The sequence below is a fragment of the Stieleria bergensis genome, from assembly GCA_007745635.1.
Classification (GTDB): Bacteria; Planctomycetota; Planctomycetia; order Pirellulales; family Pirellulaceae; genus Stieleria; species Stieleria bergensis.
In genome coordinates this window covers 432,204-450,222 of the sequence record CP036272.1, presented here as the reverse complement: position 1 = coordinate 450,222, position 18,019 = coordinate 432,204, and the positions used below count along the sequence as shown (strand labels likewise).

Genomic DNA, 18,019 nt, shown 5'->3' with positions numbered 1-18,019 from the left:
TTGCCTTAGGTGCACCATTTGAGGATCGCGTCATGAAAGACCTTCGTCCCCTGCTGCAGTTGTTCTAGCGAAATCCACTCATCCACCGTATGGGCCTGTTCAATGCTGCCAGGCCCAATGACAACTCGCCTGGAGAGTTGTTCTAACACGCCTCCATCAGTGGCGTAACAGGCGGTTTGCAACTGCGTCCCGGTAAGCGACTGAAGCTCTTGAAGGTGCTCGCAATCGGGGTCATTCCAGAGCGGTGCGCAGCCATCAATCATTTCAAGCTCCAGGCCTAACTCGGCCGCCTTTGTGCGGGCTACATCGATCAGGCCTTGCCCACTGATCTCTGGCATGGCGCGCAAGCTTACCCAAGCTGTGCTGCGACCAGGTGTGATGTTCAATGTATTGCAATGATCACTGACACCGAAGTTCCACGACAGGTGCGAGGGATCGAAGCGACTATCTTGCAGTGCCCCCTCGCACCTCGATTGCTGGGATAACTGCAGCAAGGTTTCCAGCATCGGAACCATGGCTTCATTTGCATTGATGCCAATATTGGTTGCACTGTGCCCTGCCCGCCCCTGGCTGACCACTCGAAATCCCGCGATGCCTTTGTGAGCGTACACAATATTGAGCGAAGTGGGTTCGCCGATGATTGCAACTGGATCAGCTGCCGCCAACTGGGCATACCCAGCGCAGTGACCGACCATGTGCTTGGCACCGACGAAGCCAACTTCTTCGTCAGCGGTGGCGACAAACCAAAGGGGTGCCGTTTGCTGGGCCGGATCAATCTGTTTGATGGCACTTAGCATGCAAGCAGCGGAGCCTTTCATGTCACATGCACCGCGACCGTAAAGACGATCGTCACTGAGGATCGCCTGAAACGGATCGGCGGGCGAATCGGGCGCCGCTGTCTTTTGAGTGGCTGTCTTCTCGATGACCGGTCCAGTCCATCGATTGACTGGCACAACATCGGTATGACAAAAATAGGCCAGTCCTCCGCCAGCCAGGCTTCCTGAAACCGGTGGACGCACCGCAACGAGATTCGATTTTTGCACGTCATTGCGATCCAAGTATTCGGTACGAGAGATCGCAAAGCCTAATTCTTCTAGCTGTTCGGCCAAGTAATCGTTCACTGCGACGTTGCTTGTTGAACTGACCGAGGGAAATGAGATCAGCTTCGTCAAGGTTTGCAGCGTGACCCGAAGCACTGGATCGGATAATTGACGACTGTCCATGAAAGATGGTTATCTGGTTGAACGTGATTCATAATCCTGGTACACATCACCCTAACGACCGATCGATCGCTTCGCTAGGTGTGCGCCGACGAATTGACGTCAATCCGATCCGCCTCTTTGAGACCACCCAAGGCAGCAATGATTTGGGTGCCGGATTGCCACTTGCCAAGCTGATCGCTTCCGACATTTCAAGATCGTTTTCCCCGCGGCGGTGCCACATGAGTTCTTTATCCAAAGTTGTCATCACTGATTTCATCACCGAACCGCTACACTATGAACGTTCCGTGCTGGATGGACATGCGGTGGTCACGGCCCTGGATGTCATGAGTGAAGATGAACTACTGGGCAAAGTTGAAGACGCCGACGCGTTGATGGTTTACCACTACTTTCACTTGACTCGCAAAACCATCGATCGACTCACCCATTGCAAGGTCATTGTACGCCCCGGCGTTGGATATGACGGCGTTGATCTCGAAGCAGCAGCGGCGCGTAACATACCCGTCTGCAATGTCCCAGATTACGGCACGAATGAGGTTGCTGATTCAGCGATGTCAATGGCTTTGTCTCTCGGGCGCGGGACTCACTTTTTGAATAGCCGTTTGCGTCACAATCGCGGTCCGTGGAGCGTTGAGCAAGCAGCCCCGATCCCACGCTTAACAGGACGCACCTTTGCGTTGCTGGGCTGTGGACGAATCGGCACAGCAACCGCTTTACGAGCCAAAGCCTTTGGCATGGATGTCGTCTTTTACGATCCCTACCAGTGCGATGGCCTGGACAAGTCCTTGGGAATCAGACGCGTTGATTCACTGGAAGAACTGCTCCGATCAGCCTACATCCTTTCTCTGCATTGCCCGCTGACTGAACAGACCCGCATGATGATCGGCAAAGAAGAAATCGCAATGATGCCGGAGGGAAGCTTCCTCATCAACACCGCTCGTGGCGGCATTGTTGACACCAACAGTGTTGTCACGGCCCTACAGGAAGGGCGACTGGCCGGGGCTGGCATCGATGTGCTGGATCAAGAGCCACCGGCAGCGGATAGTCCTCTGTTGCAAGCCTGGCGTGATCCAGATCACCCGGCGCACGATCGGTTAATCCTGACACCGCATAGCGCGTTTTATTGCGACCAGGGAGCTGAAGAGTTTCGTACCAAAGGAGCCAAAGAGGTGCTCCGAGCGCTGCAAGGACAACCGCTCAGAAATCAAGTGAACTGAACTCAGACAGTTCGATTCAGTTGAAAATCTCTGCCGCCACCGCTTGCAGTGATTCGGTATCAACCATTTCCAGTTGACCGTCAACGGACTGCAGCAAGCTTAATGCGTCGGCCTTGTACTCGTCATTCGTCTTGGGATGAATCAGACGATACAACGCCAAACCTGCTATGGAGTCCGGTCGATCCGCATCGAGTGCAAACTCAGCCAACTTCTCTGTCAATCGCTCGGGCAGAGAATCCAAGGTGTATGACTTAATCCGTTTGTCCACCATGATGCTCAAGCCTTCCGAATTCGCTTCAGAAACGACGACTGGCAATCCTGGGGCGACCTCGAACATCGCTCCGGCGTTTAACGTGCCGAGGCCGCGCGTGATCGCACCGCGATAGAACGAGGCGAGGTCAGCAATGTCATACAGACTGTCTGCACGCTGCCGTTGCTCATCGGTTAGCTGCTTCTTTTGAGAAAGCTTCTCCGCGGCATCTTTCATTTGGTCCCAGTCGGCGGACTGGATCAACTTGGTGACCGCCGCGATTTCCTGATCACCCTGCAGAACCATCTCGGGAGTCAGTGTGGGAGTCTCTGGCTCCATGGGTTCTGGCTCCATCGGCTCTGGCTCCATGGGTTCTGGCTCGGTGGGCTCTGGCTCGGTGGGCTCTGGCTCGGTGGGCTCTGGCTCGGTGGGCTCTGGCATTGGCAAGTTAGGCTTTGGCATTGGCGTCACCATCGCCGGGTTGTTGCCACTGTTGCCTGTCATGGTGATGCCGTTCCCCGTGTCGACCGGTGCCATGCCTGGATTGCGTCCGGGCATCACACTCGACAGACCCGAACCGGTGCGATTGCCTCCGTTGCGAACCGAACCCGCGGTCCCACTCGACGGAACCTCTCCCATGACGCCATCCCCTTTGGGACGCGGCTTGGAAGGGACTTTCGCAGGCGTCGGGGCTGAGGCGATCACGGTTCGTCCGCTGCCGCCTGGCTCTGGCGGTTGATTGATGAACCACAGCAAAAAGCCGATGCACCCCACCATGCCAAGGACGGTCAAGCCGAACAGGACCGGCATCATGGAGGATCGTTTACGGCGTCGCTTGGATGATGTTCGTGGCTTCCATCCTGGAGCGGCTTGACTGACTGCAGCCACAGGAGCATTGGCAGCAACCGGAGCATTGGCAGCAACCGGCGCCGACTGCGGCACGGCGGCGGGCTGTGCGGGAACGCTACCTAAGACGTTGGAGGTTGGTGCGGCGCCCAACGGTGGCATTCCCAGCGGAGGCGTAACAGCCGAAGACTGTGGGTTGAGCCCTAACACTGCATTGGGATCCGCAGCAGCAGCGCCAGTCCCACCTGGTAACAAGTCGGCCAGTGGGTCAGCAGCTGGAGCAGCTGGCTGTTGAGCCCCAGCGGGAATCGCACTCGTTGGCTGACCAACACTGCTGTCGCCCGCTGCGACCTGTTGTGACAATTGCTTGCGCGCTGCCTCGACAAGTGACGCGGCTTGATTCCAAGTTGCCGGATCTGCAGTCTCTTTGGCCTGCTTCAAATGGTGATAAACGCCTTTGACAGCTGACTTGATTTTCTCACGATCCGCTTCACCATCAACCAGCCCAAACACCTGATAAGGCGTGGGGTGAATCACGGAGGCATCAATCGGAAGTAAGTCAGAAAGTTTCGAAGCAGTCATCACGGAATTAAGCGGCACGATTGAGAGAATCGGTTAGTAATGAAACATGCGGTTCGGTCGCGATTTCGTCAAAACACCCCAGGTCATTCTAGGAGCTTCGACGAGTAGGGCGAACCTTAATAGGGAGCATTTCTGGGGCACTGAGGATCCTTTTACAAATGCGATGGCCGCAAAAAGAGCCCTTTTTGGCGACCGGCAGCCATTTTGTCGGCCAGCAACCAAAGATTCGACGGCTTGGAAGACGGGGCGCTGCATTGCCCAAACGGCTAGAACACCGTGAAATACCCGGCAATCTTTCCCCATTCCCGGCTAAACCAAGTCTGCGATATGGATTAGACCGTGGCTGAACGAGCGAGATCGAGCAAGGCGAAGCAAACCAAGTTGGGGACCAATTCGTGGCATTGCCCTAGATATGCTGATATTTCCGTCCCGTCACCCCCAGTGATAACGATCGGCAGCTCCGGAATCTTAGGCCCTGATGTCGCTTGCTGAAGATTTTCCCGATACTTTTGCCACAACCAAGTGACTCCGCCAACGGTTGCGGCCTGGACACCTAGCTGAATGGCAGAGCGCGTGTCGCGGGCCGGCCCCAGAGCGGGCACTGCTGCAGCACTGGGAAAACCAGCGTCTGCCCCTCGCTGAGACGGCCCCTCGCCAGAGAGGGCCAAGGAACCAAAATTCGCCAGAGCCTCCGCACCAGCTGCCAAAGCGCTTTGCTGCATCCGCAGACCCGGCAAAATCGCACCTCCGCAGAATGCAAACTGCCCAGCAGTGTCAGAAGCGTCAGCAGAATCACTGCGCTGCGATGCCCCCTGAGTCACCAAGTCCAGCGTCATCGCTGACCCGGCATCGACGACCATCACCGGGGCACCGAATCGGTTCGCTGCCCCATAAGCACCAAGCAACCGATCAATACCAACCCGCTGTGGACGGTCAACGTGCAACTGCAAAGGGATGTCACGATAACTGATCTCTCGCCAGCAATCGTCAAATGACGATGCCGACATGAGTTTTCGAAGCAAACCCGATTCGCAAGAGTCCGATCGCGGCCCCTGTTGATCGGCTAGAAAGCGTTTGAGCTGTTCGCTGGCGCGATGATTGACGGTACTGACCCACCACCGGATCGAAACGGGATCGGAAACAGACAGCGCCGCATTCGGGGACAGCGCCTCATTAGGGGACATTGCCTCATTAGGGGACAGGCACTTTGCGACCCAACGACAAAGCTGATCGGTCCAATCACCCTGCCCTTCGGTTTGCGCAGCAAAGAGGAAGCTCGCTGATTGCAACTGGGGCACGGACTGCCCCGAGGCGTCGGCGACCGGTTCGATCAGCACTTTCGCGGCAGAGTTCCCGATATCGAGCGCGATGCGGCAAACGGGCTGACTCACGTGTTGCCGTCTCCGCGATCTCCTTCCTGTCCCTGGATGGGCTCGTCGGTATCAAGATAGTCTTTGGCTTGCACTTGATCCGACAAACTAGCGGTCGGGCCGGCTAGGTGGGGCGGCACGCGGCGTCGTTTTGGTGGCGGCAACTCCGACTGGACTTGCAGTGGTTCTTCCCCGGCATCGATCTGCGATTCGCGACGACTACGCACTTGATCCATGACTTCGGTTTTGAGCGCATCCAAGCCTTCGCCTGTCATGGCACTGATCAAATAAACCTTGCGATCAGTGAGCTTCTGCAGCTCCTCGGCAACCTCTTGGGCTTCGGGCAATTCACACTTACTGACCGCTAGAATCTCATCGCGTTCGGCCAAGGACTGATCGTATTGAGCCAATTCGTTGCGGATCGATTGATAGTTTTCGATGGGATCGGTTTGATCGGTAGGCAGCGGTTCGACAAGGTGAACCAACAAGCCGGCGCGCTCGACGTGTCGCAGGAACTCGTGCCCCAAACCAACTCCATCACTGGCCCCTTCGATCAGACCGGGAATATCAGCGAGAACAAACGAGTTGGCAGCATCAAGTTCAACGATTCCAAGATTTGGATGCTTGGTCGTGAATGGATAGTCAGCGATTTCTGGACGGGCCGCTGTGATACGACTGAGCAACGTGCTTTTGCCAGCATTCGGTTTACCAACCAAGCCAACATCGGCGATGGATTTCAACTCTAGGATCACCGTCCGCGCCTCGCCTTCGTCACCGCGTGTGAACTCGCGTGGCGCCTGATTGGTGCTGGATTTAAAGTGAGCGTTCCCCTTGCCCCCTTTTCCGCCGCGAGCGATCACGAAACGATCTCCGTGCTGCGTCAGGTCTTTGATCACAAAGCCTTGTTCACCGTCAATGACGGTGGTCCCTGGAGGAACCAGCAAGACTTGATCGCGCCCACGACGACCATGCCGTAAGGCCCCCTGGCCTGGGCTCCCTTTGGGTGCACGATAGAACTTGCGGTTGGCGTAGGCGGAAAGGGAATTCACACCAAGCCTGGCTTCAAAGATCAAGCTGCCACCGTTGCCGCCATCGCCGCCATTTGGACCACCGCGCGGAACGTACTTTTCGCGGCGCATGCTGAAACAACCATCGCCGCCACGACCGGCGTGTAACTCAATTTGGACTCGGTCAACAAACATGCTACTTCGATTTGTGTGGGAGGGCTCAAACCGCTCACTGTAGCAGCTAGGGGCTGTCTTTCGCAGTGATGCCGCAGCGTTTTTCCACGATTTGCAGATGATGCTGGAGGTGCCCAGCGGTCACCCACGCCAAAGCTCTGACGGTTATTCGGTGTCCAGCGATTTTTCCTGCCGGCTGCCATGACCTGGGCGTCAAGCGGACCAACAAATCCACATTCGCCTGGCGCAGGTGATTCCATTCATCAATCAAACGGGTGAGGTTTCCCAGACCAAAGCGACTATCGGCCGACACATTTTCGTCCCAGTTCGGCAGCGTGGGCTGACTTCCGTCAGCGATCGCCATCATGCGGTAGCCTTGCAAACGCTCGGTATTCACACAGTGCTCAAACACTTGCCGGATGGTCCATTGGTAGGGTGGATGGATGCGATCGACCTGTTCCGTGCTAACGAGCTGGCTGATCTGGTTGAACCACGTTTTCTGCTGCTTGAGGGCTTGCAGCACACAGTGTCCAGGGACGAGGCCAATCAACTGCTGGTGATACTCGCTGTCGTATTCCTCTTCAGTCGGACGACGACTCGCAAGCGTGACCGAATGTTGACGGGGTGATGACGTTGCTGGCTGGACTTGCTCTTGCATTGCAGTGGCTTGGAATGGTGACTGACTGACGAGGTGGATGGAGAGCGTTCGAAGTGAGTTGCGGGTTGGCGACAAATGGACGACCCACAACCAGACTCACGTGGAACGGCTACTTGGATTGATCACCTAACAGTTGCAGCAAGGCCTGCGCCGAATCGACCAGGCACTGTTGATCAATCGAGTGCTGTCCTTCAAAGGCATGGAAACTTGCCTGGACACCGGCCGCTTCCATCAGTTCGTGCAATCGCTGGGCAGAAACAAATGGGAGAATGGGGTCCCATCGACCATGAGACTGGTAAACAACTGATTGACCGAGACGCTGCATGTTGGCACGCCAATGGCTTTCGCAAATCACGGTCCCACTGTATTGCAGCAGCAACTGAGGTGCCGGACAATCACCGCGGAGCGCCGTGTCCATGGTCAGCATCGCCCCCTGGGAGAAACCACCTAACACAAACACGGTGTCATCATTCAGTTCCTGGAGGGCCAACTGAATGACTTCGCCGAGCATCTGCCGAGCCTCGTCTAATCCGGGTGGCTCTGACTGATGCAGCTCCTCAAATTGCTCGGCCTGGATCGTCTCCATCAAGGCAGCCATGTTCAACCGCCACCACGCACGGCCACCGGGCAACCCCATGTCGTCCAGGGAGATGGGCGCCTCAGGACAGAGCACTCGCATGGCAATGCCTTGACTGGCGGCAAACTGCCCTAATGCCCGACCGACATCGACAAGATCCGAGCCCGGTGCACCAAATCCATGACAGAGCACGAAGAGCACCTGAGGTGAATTCGCAGCCTTTGTTGCGGGCTCATGATCGATGACGTGGCAGTCTAAACTGCCATAACGCTGGGTGATAAGGTTGCTCATTGACGTAGCAAATTCGAGGGACGGGCCGGAGCTGTCCCACCAAGTTTACTCGCCATCGGCACTTTTCGACAGCGGGCCATGGCGATGCAGCGCTTGCCAATCTTGCGCCGCGCCAGAGCGACCGGCACTGCTGCAGTCTCAATGAGTCGCTAACCGAGGGAACGCCGCATCTTGGCGGCATTCCTAGCAGGCTCTGATGAACCAATCACCAACATCCAGCGAGCTACTGGATGGGGCCTTCTGAGAATAGCGAGTAAAAGCTGGCCAACTTGGTATCGTCCGCTTCAACGTCGTTACTCGTCCAGTATGAGGCACTAGCGGAGTTAATCGTGAATCCGTTATTGATGTACTGATCGTTGTTGTAATCGTACAACGACTGCACCGAACCATCGGCCATCAATACCTTAGCAACACCGAGGTGCACCGGCATGATGCCTCGGTAATCTTGCCGAGTCTTGAAGTCCCAAGTGTACTGCCAGCCATTGACCCCAGTTCGGCTGAAGCCATCTGGGAATTCGGGTGCTCGCAAGTACTGCAAGCTTTCACCATTGGAAGCCGACAAACCTGGAGTGTGGACGACAGGACCACCAACGATCGGTGTGGCGTAAAGCGTTCCGGCATCGAAGTCACCCACCGAGACGCTGAGAACTCCTGTGGGAGAGGCGTCACAGAGCAGCGGAATGATCGACTTAGGTGGAAACGCGGACTCGAGGTTTCGCAGTCGCACTGGACCGTCAGTGATATTCTTTCCTCGCATGTCTCGGGCGCAACTAGCATTCTTCGCGGTGGGGTTACCACTGCTATCAGGCGTGAATCCTGATCGCGTGAGGAACCAGGTTGCTGCGTAGTTGGTGTTGTAACCCTGCTCGATGGCGCGGCGATTGACGGCCGCTGCCCGTTGGCCTGGCCCGAGGACACTGCCATTGCCTAGATTAGGATCAGCCGAGTCGGGGGCGATCAGACGGACCACGTTTGATTTGACGACGCCAGTGTCTGTGGTGTAGGTCAGCGAACCGCGGCGATCAGGAAAGCATGCTGAGTTGTTCAGGTCAGCGGCGGAGAACGTCATTAGCTCTTCAATCGCCTTGCTGGTAGTCGCTGTATTACTTGGACAGAGCATTTCGCCGACAGAACCAGCTCCACGACTGACGATGTCGTGTACCCAACCGGTTTCAGTCGGCACACCATCGCGACCGTAGTCAAAGTTTCCCGAACAAAGCTGCTCTCCGGGAACGGAGGAAGCTCGCGTCAGAAGCGCGATGCCAAACTGACGCAGGTTGGAGGTGCACTGTGCACTACGAGCTGCTTCACGCGCTTTGGCAATCGCGGGCAGCGTCAGCGAAGCCAGAATACCAATGATGCTGATCACGACCAGCAACTCGATCAGCGTGAAGCCAAGACGAGTTGGTTTCAACGAGTTGCGGAGTGTGGATTGAGGTGTCATAGTGGATTTGGTGCTCGGAGCCGTGAAAGCGACGCTCTGGAATGGGGAGACGCAACGAGAACAAAGGAAACCGCCACAGAACTCAATGGGTGCCTGAGGGCGATCGTCACCGGCCTTTAAATAACGGACTTGGTCACCATCGGAAGATGAACCTGCCACCATCTAACTCACCGCCTGCGGACGTAAGTTGTACGGCAAAAAGTCATCGGGGGAGGCTCGGCATTCAACGCCAAAATGTCTTTATAATGTTTTCTTAACCGTTCCTTCACCGTCTTCAGGCAGGACATTCAGAGTGAGGATCTGGGGCGAAAATGAGCCCCCTTGATTTTGCCACCGGAAAGAGTTCGCTGGGCTGTTTTTGAGCCGATAAGTCTGCGGGAGACGGCAACTGTAACGAGCGGAAAGCTGAGAATAAAAAGGTGATGGTCTTGGATAGTCAACGAAATGATTCAGAGCAGATTAAGACGCAGTGGAACCTCTCACGGGAGAGATTACAAAGACACCAACTTGAGCGATTAAACAATCTGCTAACGCATGTTGCCGACCATCCGTTCTACCGGGAGCGACATTCTGAAGTACGACTCCCGCTGACTTCGCTGGACCAACTGGCCCAGATACCACTGTTAACGAAGCAGGATTTGATCCCCAACACGAGAGGACAACCCGGCAAGATTTTCTCCGAAGAAAGGGGACAGTACACTCGTTACCATCAAACCAGTGGAACAAGCGGGCATCCGATGCCAGTCTTTGACACCAAACAAGATTGGGGTTGGTGGCTGAACTGCTGGCAGCATGTCCTAACGGCTGCTGAGGTCACCGATCAGGACACCGCCATGATGGCGTTCTCCTTTGGGCCCTTCATTGGGTTCTGGACAGCCTGTGACGCCTTCATTCAAGCTGGCGCAATGGTTGTTCCGGGTGGGGGCATGTCCAGCGAAACTCGACTGCAAATGATCGTCGAACAGGATTGCACGCTCGTCTGCTGCACACCAACGTATGCACTTCACCTGCTGGAGACTGCGGGCAGGCTTGGAATGGATTTGGCATCGAGCCCTGTGACTCGACTGATTGTCGCTGGCGAACCTGGCGGAAGCGTTTCCGAAATTCGCGAACGCATTTCCAATGGATGGGGGGCGAGGGTCATCGACCATGTAGGCGCCAGTGAGTTAGGCGCTTGGGGGTTTGGGGACAAGGCAGGCAGTGGGATCCATGTCATCGAGACAGAGTTCATTGCCGAGTGTCTGTGCTTTGATGATGGCTGTCCACAAGGGCGGCCAGCGCGGGAGGGCGAGCCCTCTGAATTAATCCTGACTGGACTGGGACGATTTGGTGGACCGGCGATTCGGTACCGCACAGGTGACATGATCAATCCTCAACTGGAACACGACCAGGAATGTCGTTTCCTGTTTTTAGAAGGAGGAGTCCTGGGGCGAGCCGATAATATGGTGGTGGTGCGTGGGGTGAATATTTTCCCGAGTAGTCTTGAGGCTATCGTGCGGCAGCTCGATGCGACCACTGAGTTTAGAGTCTTCATTGACAAGCAAGGCGAAATGGACAGTCTACATGTAGAAGCGGAGTTATCCCCAGATCGTTGCGACGCATTGAGTCGTCTCTTTCAGTCACGATTGGCAATGCGGATTGATGTCCAATCAGTGACAGAAGGTAGTTTGCCGCGTTTTCAGGCCAAATCAAAGCGTTGGATCGATCGGCGAGCCAACTCCAAGTGATCATTTCCGCGACGCGTTTTGAGCATGATTGCTAGCAAACGGCCATTCGTTTTTTTTGTGAGGAATTTCTTTTTGGATGTTGACCATCAGTGTGCGAGGGTCTTTTAATAGTGGTTGACTGCCTGTCGGGGAGAGCCCGGCGTTTCTGAGCGGTCTTTAGAAGTGCACGCAATGATGCCCACTTCAGTTCATCGTTTTTTGGATGGCTGGGTGTGCGCGCCGTTGCACTGCTCCGGCCTCACACTTTCCTTCATTGGTGAGGGCCTCTTCTTATGCCTCGAAATACTCGCTCTGAGATTCTCGACCCCGACCAGGTGCAATGTGTCTTAGTTGGCACCAAAGTCGCTCATGGACGGTTCTTATTTGGCAAGGTGTTGTCGATTCCGGTGACTCAAAAGAACACCAAAGCAAGAAAGAAAGCCAAGCGAAGCCTGCCGGGGGCTTTGCATCGCAAGGCGCGGCGGGACGCTGGCTTTGAAGACGACTTCACCTATCGCCGACGCTGGATTGTGCAGCGGATCAAACGCTATGCCAGATACTTTGGCATTGATTTGGTCACCTTTGCGATCATGTCCAACCACTATCACATGGTCATCAGGACACGCCCTGATTTGGTTGCTCGGTGGAGTGACACAGATGTTGCTCGTCGCATGCTGATGATCAGTCCGAGACGCAAGACGCCCGAGGGCGATCCTTGTGAGCCCACCGAGCAGGAGCTCGACATGATTCGCAACAACCCAATTGAGTTGGCCAAGGTACGTCGCAAGCTGAGCGACACTTCGGCGATGATGGGACGGTTGAATCAGTACATCGCGACGAGAATCAACTGGGAACAGGGAACGGACGGGCATCTTTGGGGTGACCGATACCACTCGGTGCGACTGGAGGACGAAGCGGCGGTGATGGCAGCGACGATGTATGTGGACTTGAATCCGGTTCGTGCGGGTTTGGCGACGGTAGTTGAAAACGCACAGTTCTCTGGCGGCCAGCGTCGTCTGTTGGCGTATTCGATTGAGCGGAATGTGCCGATCGACGAGGCGGAATGGATGCTGAAGTTGGGATTGGGGTGGCTTCAGGAAGATGTTTGGTTGGGCAGGGGTGCAGAGGCGGCTGATGCCTTCCTCTGTCCGATCCCGCTGAATGAACTGGAGCCACAGAGCGGTGAGAAGCAAAGTGTGAGTGGTGCGCGGTGCAGTGACAAAGGCGTGTTACCGATTTCGCTGGAGCGTTACTTTGAGATGCTTGACTACACGGCTCGATTGCTCGTTGACGGCAAACCGGGCAAGACGCCTGAGTATGTGGAAGCGATTCTGACTCGGCTTGGGATCGCGGCGGGTGGATGGTTGACGCTGATGACAGACTTTTGCCGGTTGTTCCCGCATGTGGCTGGGACTGGAGACTCGCTGGAACGGATGAAAGGTTTGCGCAGCGATCGGCCTCTAGCGGTTCGGCGAGAAGGATTAGCGTTGCTGCCGGGGAGCAGCTAACAACACTTCATGACAGAGCCATCTGAGTGACCTCGAAAAGCCGGCTTTGATCTGGCTGGGCTAGGGGTCTGCGCCAAGGGGGTGGAACGATTCGAAGAAGACCAGTCATTGGGTCAAAAACGCACTTTTGCCAAAGGGATTACCAGCCAAGGGACGGCCCTCATTCCTCCCAGCCCCCCAAGTCACCGTGAACTAACTCTTAGTTCACTTTATGGGACTGTCCCCAGATGTGAAGCAGTAGGAGCGAGCGGATGGGGACTGTCCCTGATGTGAAACCTTTGTTCATGATTGATAGGACCGGACTTTTCCCCCTGCGGTTCTTGGCCAAGACGACGACCTCCCCTCATTCCCAATATCCAGCCAACCTGCCCACCAATCGCAAGCAATGAACTCTTTAATCACTGCACTCGCCGCGTGGCTGATCCTGCCAGAGACGTGAATGCATTTACTCCTGCTTACTAACCGTTTGTTTCCTTTGTTCCTGGGGCATAGCTATCGTGGACGGCTTCGACGATGATGAGATGGAAATCGTTAAGGAATTCCTTGTCGAAAGCTACGAAAGCCTCGACGAACTCGACCAAAACTTGATGGCGCTCGAAGATCGCCCCGATGATCGCGAACGACTCGGAAGCATCTTCCGCACAGTGCACACCATCAAAGGCACCTCCGGATTCCTGGCTCTAAACAAACTGGAGCGAGTTGCTCACGTCGGCGAAAACCTACTGGTCAAGCTGCGCGATGGACGACTTAGCCTCACCCATGACATCGCCGACGGACTGCTTGGCATGGTGGATGCAATTCGTGCCATCCTCGCCAATCTGGAACAAATCGGCAACGAAGGTGACGCAGACTACGAAGCTCTCATCCTAAAGCTCCAAGAACTGCTCCACGGCGCTGACGCTGGGACTCAGCCCAGCCAACCGCCCGCCGAACAAACTCCCGAATCTATCGCGACTGAACCTGTAGACCCGCCACCGGAACCTCCGCAATTAGACAGCGAAGTTAATGACGAATTAACAACGGAACTCGACGCGCAGAATCCCCCCGAACCTCAAGCAATCGACAACGAAACAGCACTCACCAACCATCCAGACGACCTGCTACCAACAACTGACAAGCCCGCTTTAGAAGACGAGCCGGTCTTAGAACCAGCCACCGAAGGGCCTGCCCAAGATGCCCCCACCGCTCCCATCCCCACCCCGCATGTCAGCAACGCTGCTCCGGTAAACGAACAGCCTCAACCCGACCAAACCCCGCCCAAGGTCAACAAAGACCCCCAAACCGCAACTCCAACCCTAAACTCCGAAGACAAAGGAACCTCCGATCACCAGGCAAACAAAACAGTCGCTGACGCTTCAGTTCGAATCGATGTCGAAATTCTCGACAAACTCATGAACCTCGTCGGTGAACTGGTCCTGTCTCGGAATGAAATTGTTCAGTTCTGCTCTCGCTTGGAAGACGCTCGCATGAATGCAGCTTCCCAGCGACTGAACCTCATCACGACCGAACTCCAAGAGGGAGTGATGAAAACCCGAATGCAGCCGATTCGAAATGCCTGGAGCAAACTGCCTAGGGTCGTACGCGACCTCTCTGCCACACTGGGCAAACAGGTTGAAGTCCAAATGTTCGGCGCTGATACCGAACTCGACAAGACTGTCTTAGAAGCAATCAAGGATCCGCTCACACACATCGTCCGCAACTCCGTCGACCACGGCATCGAATCCCCGGAACAACGTATTGCTGCTGGCAAACCAGGTCTCGGCACTCTCTCCTTACGCGCTTTCCACGAAGGTGGCCAAGTCAACATTGAGATCGCCGACGACGGAGGCGGCATCAACGCAGAGAGAATCAGAGAAAAAGCCGTCGAAAAAGGTGTCGTCGCTGCCGATGTCTCTCACGAGATGTCGGAAAGAGAACTGATCAATCTGATCCTGTTGCCCGGCTTCTCAACAGCACAGAAAGTCACCAATGTCTCTGGAAGAGGCGTGGGGATGGATGTTGTCAAAACCAATATTGAACAGATCGGAGGCACGCTTGATATCCAAAGCGTCGCCGGAAAAGGAACCACACTACGAATCAAAATCCCATTGACCTTGGCGATTGTCCCGGCACTCATGGTCACTGTGGACGACGACCACTATGCCATCCCGCAGGTCAACTTGATGGAACTCGTGCGATTAAGCAACGATCGCGTTAACGATGAAATTGAGTACATCCACAATGTCCCTGTTTATCGCCTGCGAGGTAACTTGCTGCCTCTGGTCTACCTGGACGAGGAATTGGAAGTTCGTGAACGAAGAAAACAAGATCGCCGTAACGAAGACATCAATATCGTCGTCCTGCGAGCCGACTCTGAACTCTTTGGACTTGTCGTTGATTCAATCACTGACACCCAAGAAATCGTCGTCAAGCCCCTGGGGCAAAACCTCAAGGCTATCCCAGCCTACGCAGGAGCAACGATCATGGGCGACGGACACGTCGCCTTAATCCTCGATGTGCTGGGACTGGCACAAAAGAGCCATGTCCTGGCCCAACACCGCGATCGATCGGTCAGAGAAAAGCCACCCCTCGCGATGTCCAGATCCAGTGAACAAGAGGAACTTCTCGTCGTCGAATCACATGAGGGACTCAGAGCCGCCATTCGACTCTCCTCCGTCGCTCGACTCGAAGAATTCCCCGTCCAAAATGTCGAACACGCGGGCTCCAAAAGTGTTGTCCAATATCGCGGAGAAATCCTGCCGCTGATCGATCTCACTGGCGGCCCCTTGCACTGCGCACCAATGGGCGACGAAGACGACTCCGTCATCAGCACCGTCGTCTTCTCTCAGGGAGACCAAAACGTCGGCGTCGTCGTCGGAAAGATTGTTGACATTGTTGCCGCTGATATCAGCGTCGAAACGAAGACTCAAGGAAACAGCAGAATCATCAAGAACCGCGTCACCGAAATGGTCAACCTTCAACATGTTGTCCAGGCCAGTGGCGTCGTGATCTGTTAAACCAATCGCGAATTCAGCCAAACGCCAAACCCACAACGCCCACATTGATTGAGAGACACAGAACGATGACAAGCAATGGCGAGGGAAATCCCTCAACGGATTCAAGCAGTAGCGGACAAGAAGCTTACTGCACGTTCCGAGTCAGCGAACTACTGTTCGGTGTAGCAGTTCGGCAAGTCCAAGAAGTCCTCCGCAGCCAACGCACCACACGTGTTCCCCTGGCCCCATTTTCGGTGCACGGACTCATGAACCTGCGAGGCCAAATTGTCAGCGCAATTGACCTTCGCAAACAACTCGGACTTGATTCACTGACCAAAGAACAATCCGATGCGATGAACGTTGTGATTCGAACCGAAGACGGCCCGACAAGCTTGATGGTCGATGAAATCGGTGACGTCATCGCTGTTCAAAGCGACCGCTTCGAAACACCTCCCGAAACATTACAAGGACCGCCCCGCGAACTGATCCGTGGAGCGTTCAAGCTAGAGAATGAACTCCTATTGATCCTGGACACTTCCTGCGTGATCAAGTTCGCTGCCTGACGAAGCGTCCCACCTCCACAGTTCCCATTGATCGGCAACTCGCCTGACACCACCAAACACAACGCATCCAAACAGTTATAGGACAATCTCATGAATCTAGCAGGACTCTCCGTACGTGACCGACTTCGGCTAATGGTGCTGTGTTTCGCAATTGCCTTCCTGGGGTTTGGCGCCTGGGCCTGGAAAACACTGTCGGACTTCAAAGTTGGCAGCGCTCAGTACCAACGTATCATCGAAGGCAAAGATCTCATCAGCGATATCCTGCCGCCACCCAATTACATCATCGAATCATACATGGTGGTCCTGCAAATGGTCGATGAGGTTGAGGCTGGCTCTCCTAAAGCAGAACTGGAAGAATATGCAAAACGGTGTCAGACGCTGGAAGCTCAATACAACGAGCGCTACCAGCACTGGAAAGACACCTTGGATGATGGCCCCATCGCCACCGCAAAGTCCATTGACGCGCACCAACCGGCGGAAGACTTCTACCGCCTGGTACGCACCCAATTCATCCCAGCCTGCTTAGAGGGCGATCTGGAAAAAGCAAGTAACTTAGTACGCGGACCTCTTCGCAAAGACTATCAACAGCATCGGTTAGCGGTTGACGAAGTCGTGAAGCTCACCAACCAGCGCAACGCCGAAATCGAAGCCAATGTCGCCAGCATGATCCAGTCGCGAATCTGGCTCTCCATTGGAGCTTTCCTGCTGGTTGAAGTCTTCATCGCTGCCATTGGATGGTTCGTTTGCCGCGAAACCGTCGGCCCTCTTCAGCGGTCTGCGAACCGCCTGCGACAACTCTCGCGGGGCGTTGTCTCCAAAATCACAGCCAGCTCTGAAGCAACCTCCAACGACGCGATGGTTGCCAGTGGGGCCGCAGAAGAGGTCAGCGCGAACGCGCAGACTCTCGCCGGTGCCGTCACCCAATTTGAGCTCAGTATCAAAGACATCTCAAGCAATGCTTCAAGCGCCGTGACAATCGCTCAAAAGGCAGTTGAGGCCGCCAGTCAAACCAACCACACCATCACGCGACTAGGCGATAGCAGCAGTGAAATTGGCAACGTGATCAAGGTCATCAATTCGATCGCCGAACAAACGAACTTACTGGCTCTAAACGCGACCATTGAGGCAGCCCGAGCGGGTGAAGCTGGGAAAGGCTTCGCGGTCGTTGCCAACGAGGTCAAGGAACTCGCAAAAGAAACCAGTAAAGCGACCGAAGACATCATCAGCCGCATCGAAACCATTCAAGGCGACACGCAAGATGCGGTTCAAGCAATCAGCCGCGTCAGCGACGTGATCGCACAGATCAACGAGAGCCAAACCGCAATCGCCGGGGCCGTTGATAAGCAGACCGAGATGACGACTGAAATCTCTCGCAGCATCAGTGAGGTTGCGACGGGCAGCGGAGAAATCGCCCAATGCGTTTCTCGAGTCGCCGGCACCGCCAGGGCTTCGGGCAGCTCAGGGCAAGTCCTAGAGACTGCGTCCCAACTCGAATCCATGGCCGACGAACTGACTCAGCTTGTCGGTGCAGCGACTCAGCTCGCTAGCGAAACTGGCGGCGAAGATTTCTCGCGGCATCCAGAAACCACGACCATTTAAGCCAGACCATCGATCGCACACAAACACCATCG

13 protein-coding genes are annotated in these 18,019 nt (G+C 55.3%); 6 read left to right on the top strand and 7 right to left on the bottom strand.

Annotation, left to right across the window (positions count from 1 at the left end; genetic code table 11):
- Positions 1 to 5: 5 nt before the first annotated feature.
- The gene (locus SV7mr_RS01415; protein WP_145268533.1) at positions 6 to 1,223 is read right to left on the bottom strand and encodes a M20 family metallopeptidase; all 1,218 of its coding nucleotides are present in this window, start codon (positions 1,221 to 1,223) and stop codon (positions 6 to 8) included.
- A 218-nt stretch (positions 1,224 to 1,441) separates the two neighbouring features.
- Here SV7mr_RS01415 and SV7mr_RS01410 point away from each other — a divergent pair, with 218 nt between their 5' ends.
- On the top strand, positions 1,442 to 2,437 hold the full coding sequence (locus tag SV7mr_RS01410; RefSeq protein WP_145268532.1) for a C-terminal binding protein: 996 nt from the start codon (positions 1,442 to 1,444) through the stop codon (positions 2,435 to 2,437).
- Positions 2,438 to 2,453: 16 nt separating this feature from the next.
- Here SV7mr_RS01410 and SV7mr_RS24995 read toward each other — a convergent pair whose 3' ends face one another.
- The 6 genes from SV7mr_RS24995 to SV7mr_RS01375 form a co-directional block, all read right to left on the bottom strand.
- The gene (locus SV7mr_RS24995) at positions 2,454 to 4,115 is read right to left on the bottom strand and encodes a hypothetical protein (RefSeq protein ID WP_419187956.1); all 1,662 of its coding nucleotides are present in this window, start codon (positions 4,113 to 4,115) and stop codon (positions 2,454 to 2,456) included.
- 332 nt (positions 4,116 to 4,447) lie between these two features.
- Positions 4,448 to 5,506 carry a type III pantothenate kinase gene (locus SV7mr_RS01395; RefSeq protein ID WP_145268526.1) on the bottom strand — a complete coding sequence of 353 codons (1,059 nt, stop codon included), beginning with the start codon at positions 5,504 to 5,506 and terminating at the stop codon, positions 4,448 to 4,450.
- The gene (gene obgE, locus SV7mr_RS01390) at positions 5,503 to 6,687 is read right to left on the bottom strand and encodes a GTPase ObgE (RefSeq protein WP_145268524.1); all 1,185 of its coding nucleotides are present in this window, start codon (positions 6,685 to 6,687) and stop codon (positions 5,503 to 5,505) included. Before obgE ends, SV7mr_RS01395 begins: the two co-directional genes overlap by 4 nt.
- A 46-nt stretch (positions 6,688 to 6,733) precedes the next feature.
- Positions 6,734 to 7,324 (bottom strand): DinB family protein, encoded by a 591-nt coding sequence (locus tag SV7mr_RS01385; protein ID WP_145268522.1) that lies wholly within the window; start codon positions 7,322 to 7,324, stop codon positions 6,734 to 6,736.
- 109 nt (positions 7,325 to 7,433) lie between these two features.
- Positions 7,434 to 8,192, bottom strand: a complete 759-nt coding sequence (locus SV7mr_RS01380) for an alpha/beta hydrolase (RefSeq protein ID WP_145268520.1) — start codon at positions 8,190 to 8,192, stop codon at positions 7,434 to 7,436.
- Between the two features lie 223 nt (positions 8,193 to 8,415).
- A complete protein-coding gene (locus SV7mr_RS01375) occupies positions 8,416 to 9,636 on the bottom strand; it encodes a DUF1559 family PulG-like putative transporter (RefSeq protein WP_145268518.1) in 1,221 nt (406 codons plus the stop codon).
- Positions 9,637 to 10,064: 428 nt separating this feature from the next.
- On the opposite strand from SV7mr_RS01375, the gene SV7mr_RS01370 reads away from it, so the two are divergent.
- The 5 genes from SV7mr_RS01370 to SV7mr_RS01350 all read left to right on the top strand — a co-directional run bounded on the left by SV7mr_RS01370 (position 10,065) and on the right by SV7mr_RS01350 (position 17,987).
- Positions 10,065 to 11,363: a phenylacetate--CoA ligase family protein gene (locus SV7mr_RS01370; RefSeq protein WP_419187955.1), complete on the top strand. Its 1,299-nt coding sequence runs from the start codon at positions 10,065 to 10,067 to the stop codon at positions 11,361 to 11,363.
- A gap of 272 nt (positions 11,364 to 11,635) precedes the next feature.
- On the top strand, positions 11,636 to 12,850 hold the full coding sequence (locus SV7mr_RS01365; RefSeq protein WP_145268513.1) for a transposase: 1,215 nt from the start codon (positions 11,636 to 11,638) through the stop codon (positions 12,848 to 12,850).
- A gap of 497 nt (positions 12,851 to 13,347) precedes the next feature.
- Positions 13,348 to 15,846 carry a chemotaxis protein CheA gene (locus SV7mr_RS01360; protein ID WP_145268511.1) on the top strand — a complete coding sequence of 833 codons (2,499 nt, stop codon included), beginning with the start codon at positions 13,348 to 13,350 and terminating at the stop codon, positions 15,844 to 15,846.
- Positions 15,847 to 15,911: 65 nt separating this feature from the next.
- Entirely contained in the window at positions 15,912 to 16,388 is a 477-nt protein-coding gene (locus tag SV7mr_RS01355) for a chemotaxis protein CheW (RefSeq protein ID WP_145268509.1), read from the top strand.
- A gap of 90 nt (positions 16,389 to 16,478) precedes the next feature.
- Positions 16,479 to 17,987, top strand: a complete 1,509-nt coding sequence (locus SV7mr_RS01350) for a methyl-accepting chemotaxis protein (protein ID WP_145268507.1) — start codon at positions 16,479 to 16,481, stop codon at positions 17,985 to 17,987.
- Positions 17,988 to 18,019: the final 32 nt, after the last annotated feature.

Coding starts and splice junctions, on each gene's coding strand:
- SV7mr_RS01410 (WP_145268532.1), top strand. CDS start 1,442: ATGAGTTCTTTATCCAAAGTTGTCATCACTGATTTCATCACCGAACCG.
- SV7mr_RS01350 (WP_145268507.1), top strand. CDS start 16,479: ATGAATCTAGCAGGACTCTCCGTACGTGACCGACTTCGGCTAATGGTG.
- SV7mr_RS01355 (WP_145268509.1), top strand. CDS start 15,912: ATGACAAGCAATGGCGAGGGAAATCCCTCAACGGATTCAAGCAGTAGC.
- SV7mr_RS24995 (WP_419187956.1), bottom strand. CDS start 4,115: ATGACTGCTTCGAAACTTTCTGACTTACTTCCGATTGATGCCTCCGTG.
- SV7mr_RS01375 (WP_145268518.1), bottom strand. CDS start 9,636: ATGACACCTCAATCCACACTCCGCAACTCGTTGAAACCAACTCGTCTT.
- SV7mr_RS01385 (WP_145268522.1), bottom strand. CDS start 7,324: ATGCAAGAGCAAGTCCAGCCAGCAACGTCATCACCCCGTCAACATTCG.
- SV7mr_RS01415 (WP_145268533.1), bottom strand. CDS start 1,223: ATGGACAGTCGTCAATTATCCGATCCAGTGCTTCGGGTCACGCTGCAA.
- SV7mr_RS01365 (WP_145268513.1), top strand. CDS start 11,636: ATGCCTCGAAATACTCGCTCTGAGATTCTCGACCCCGACCAGGTGCAA.
- obgE (WP_145268524.1), bottom strand. CDS start 6,687: ATGTTTGTTGACCGAGTCCAAATTGAGTTACACGCCGGTCGTGGCGGC.
- SV7mr_RS01380 (WP_145268520.1), bottom strand. CDS start 8,192: ATGAGCAACCTTATCACCCAGCGTTATGGCAGTTTAGACTGCCACGTC.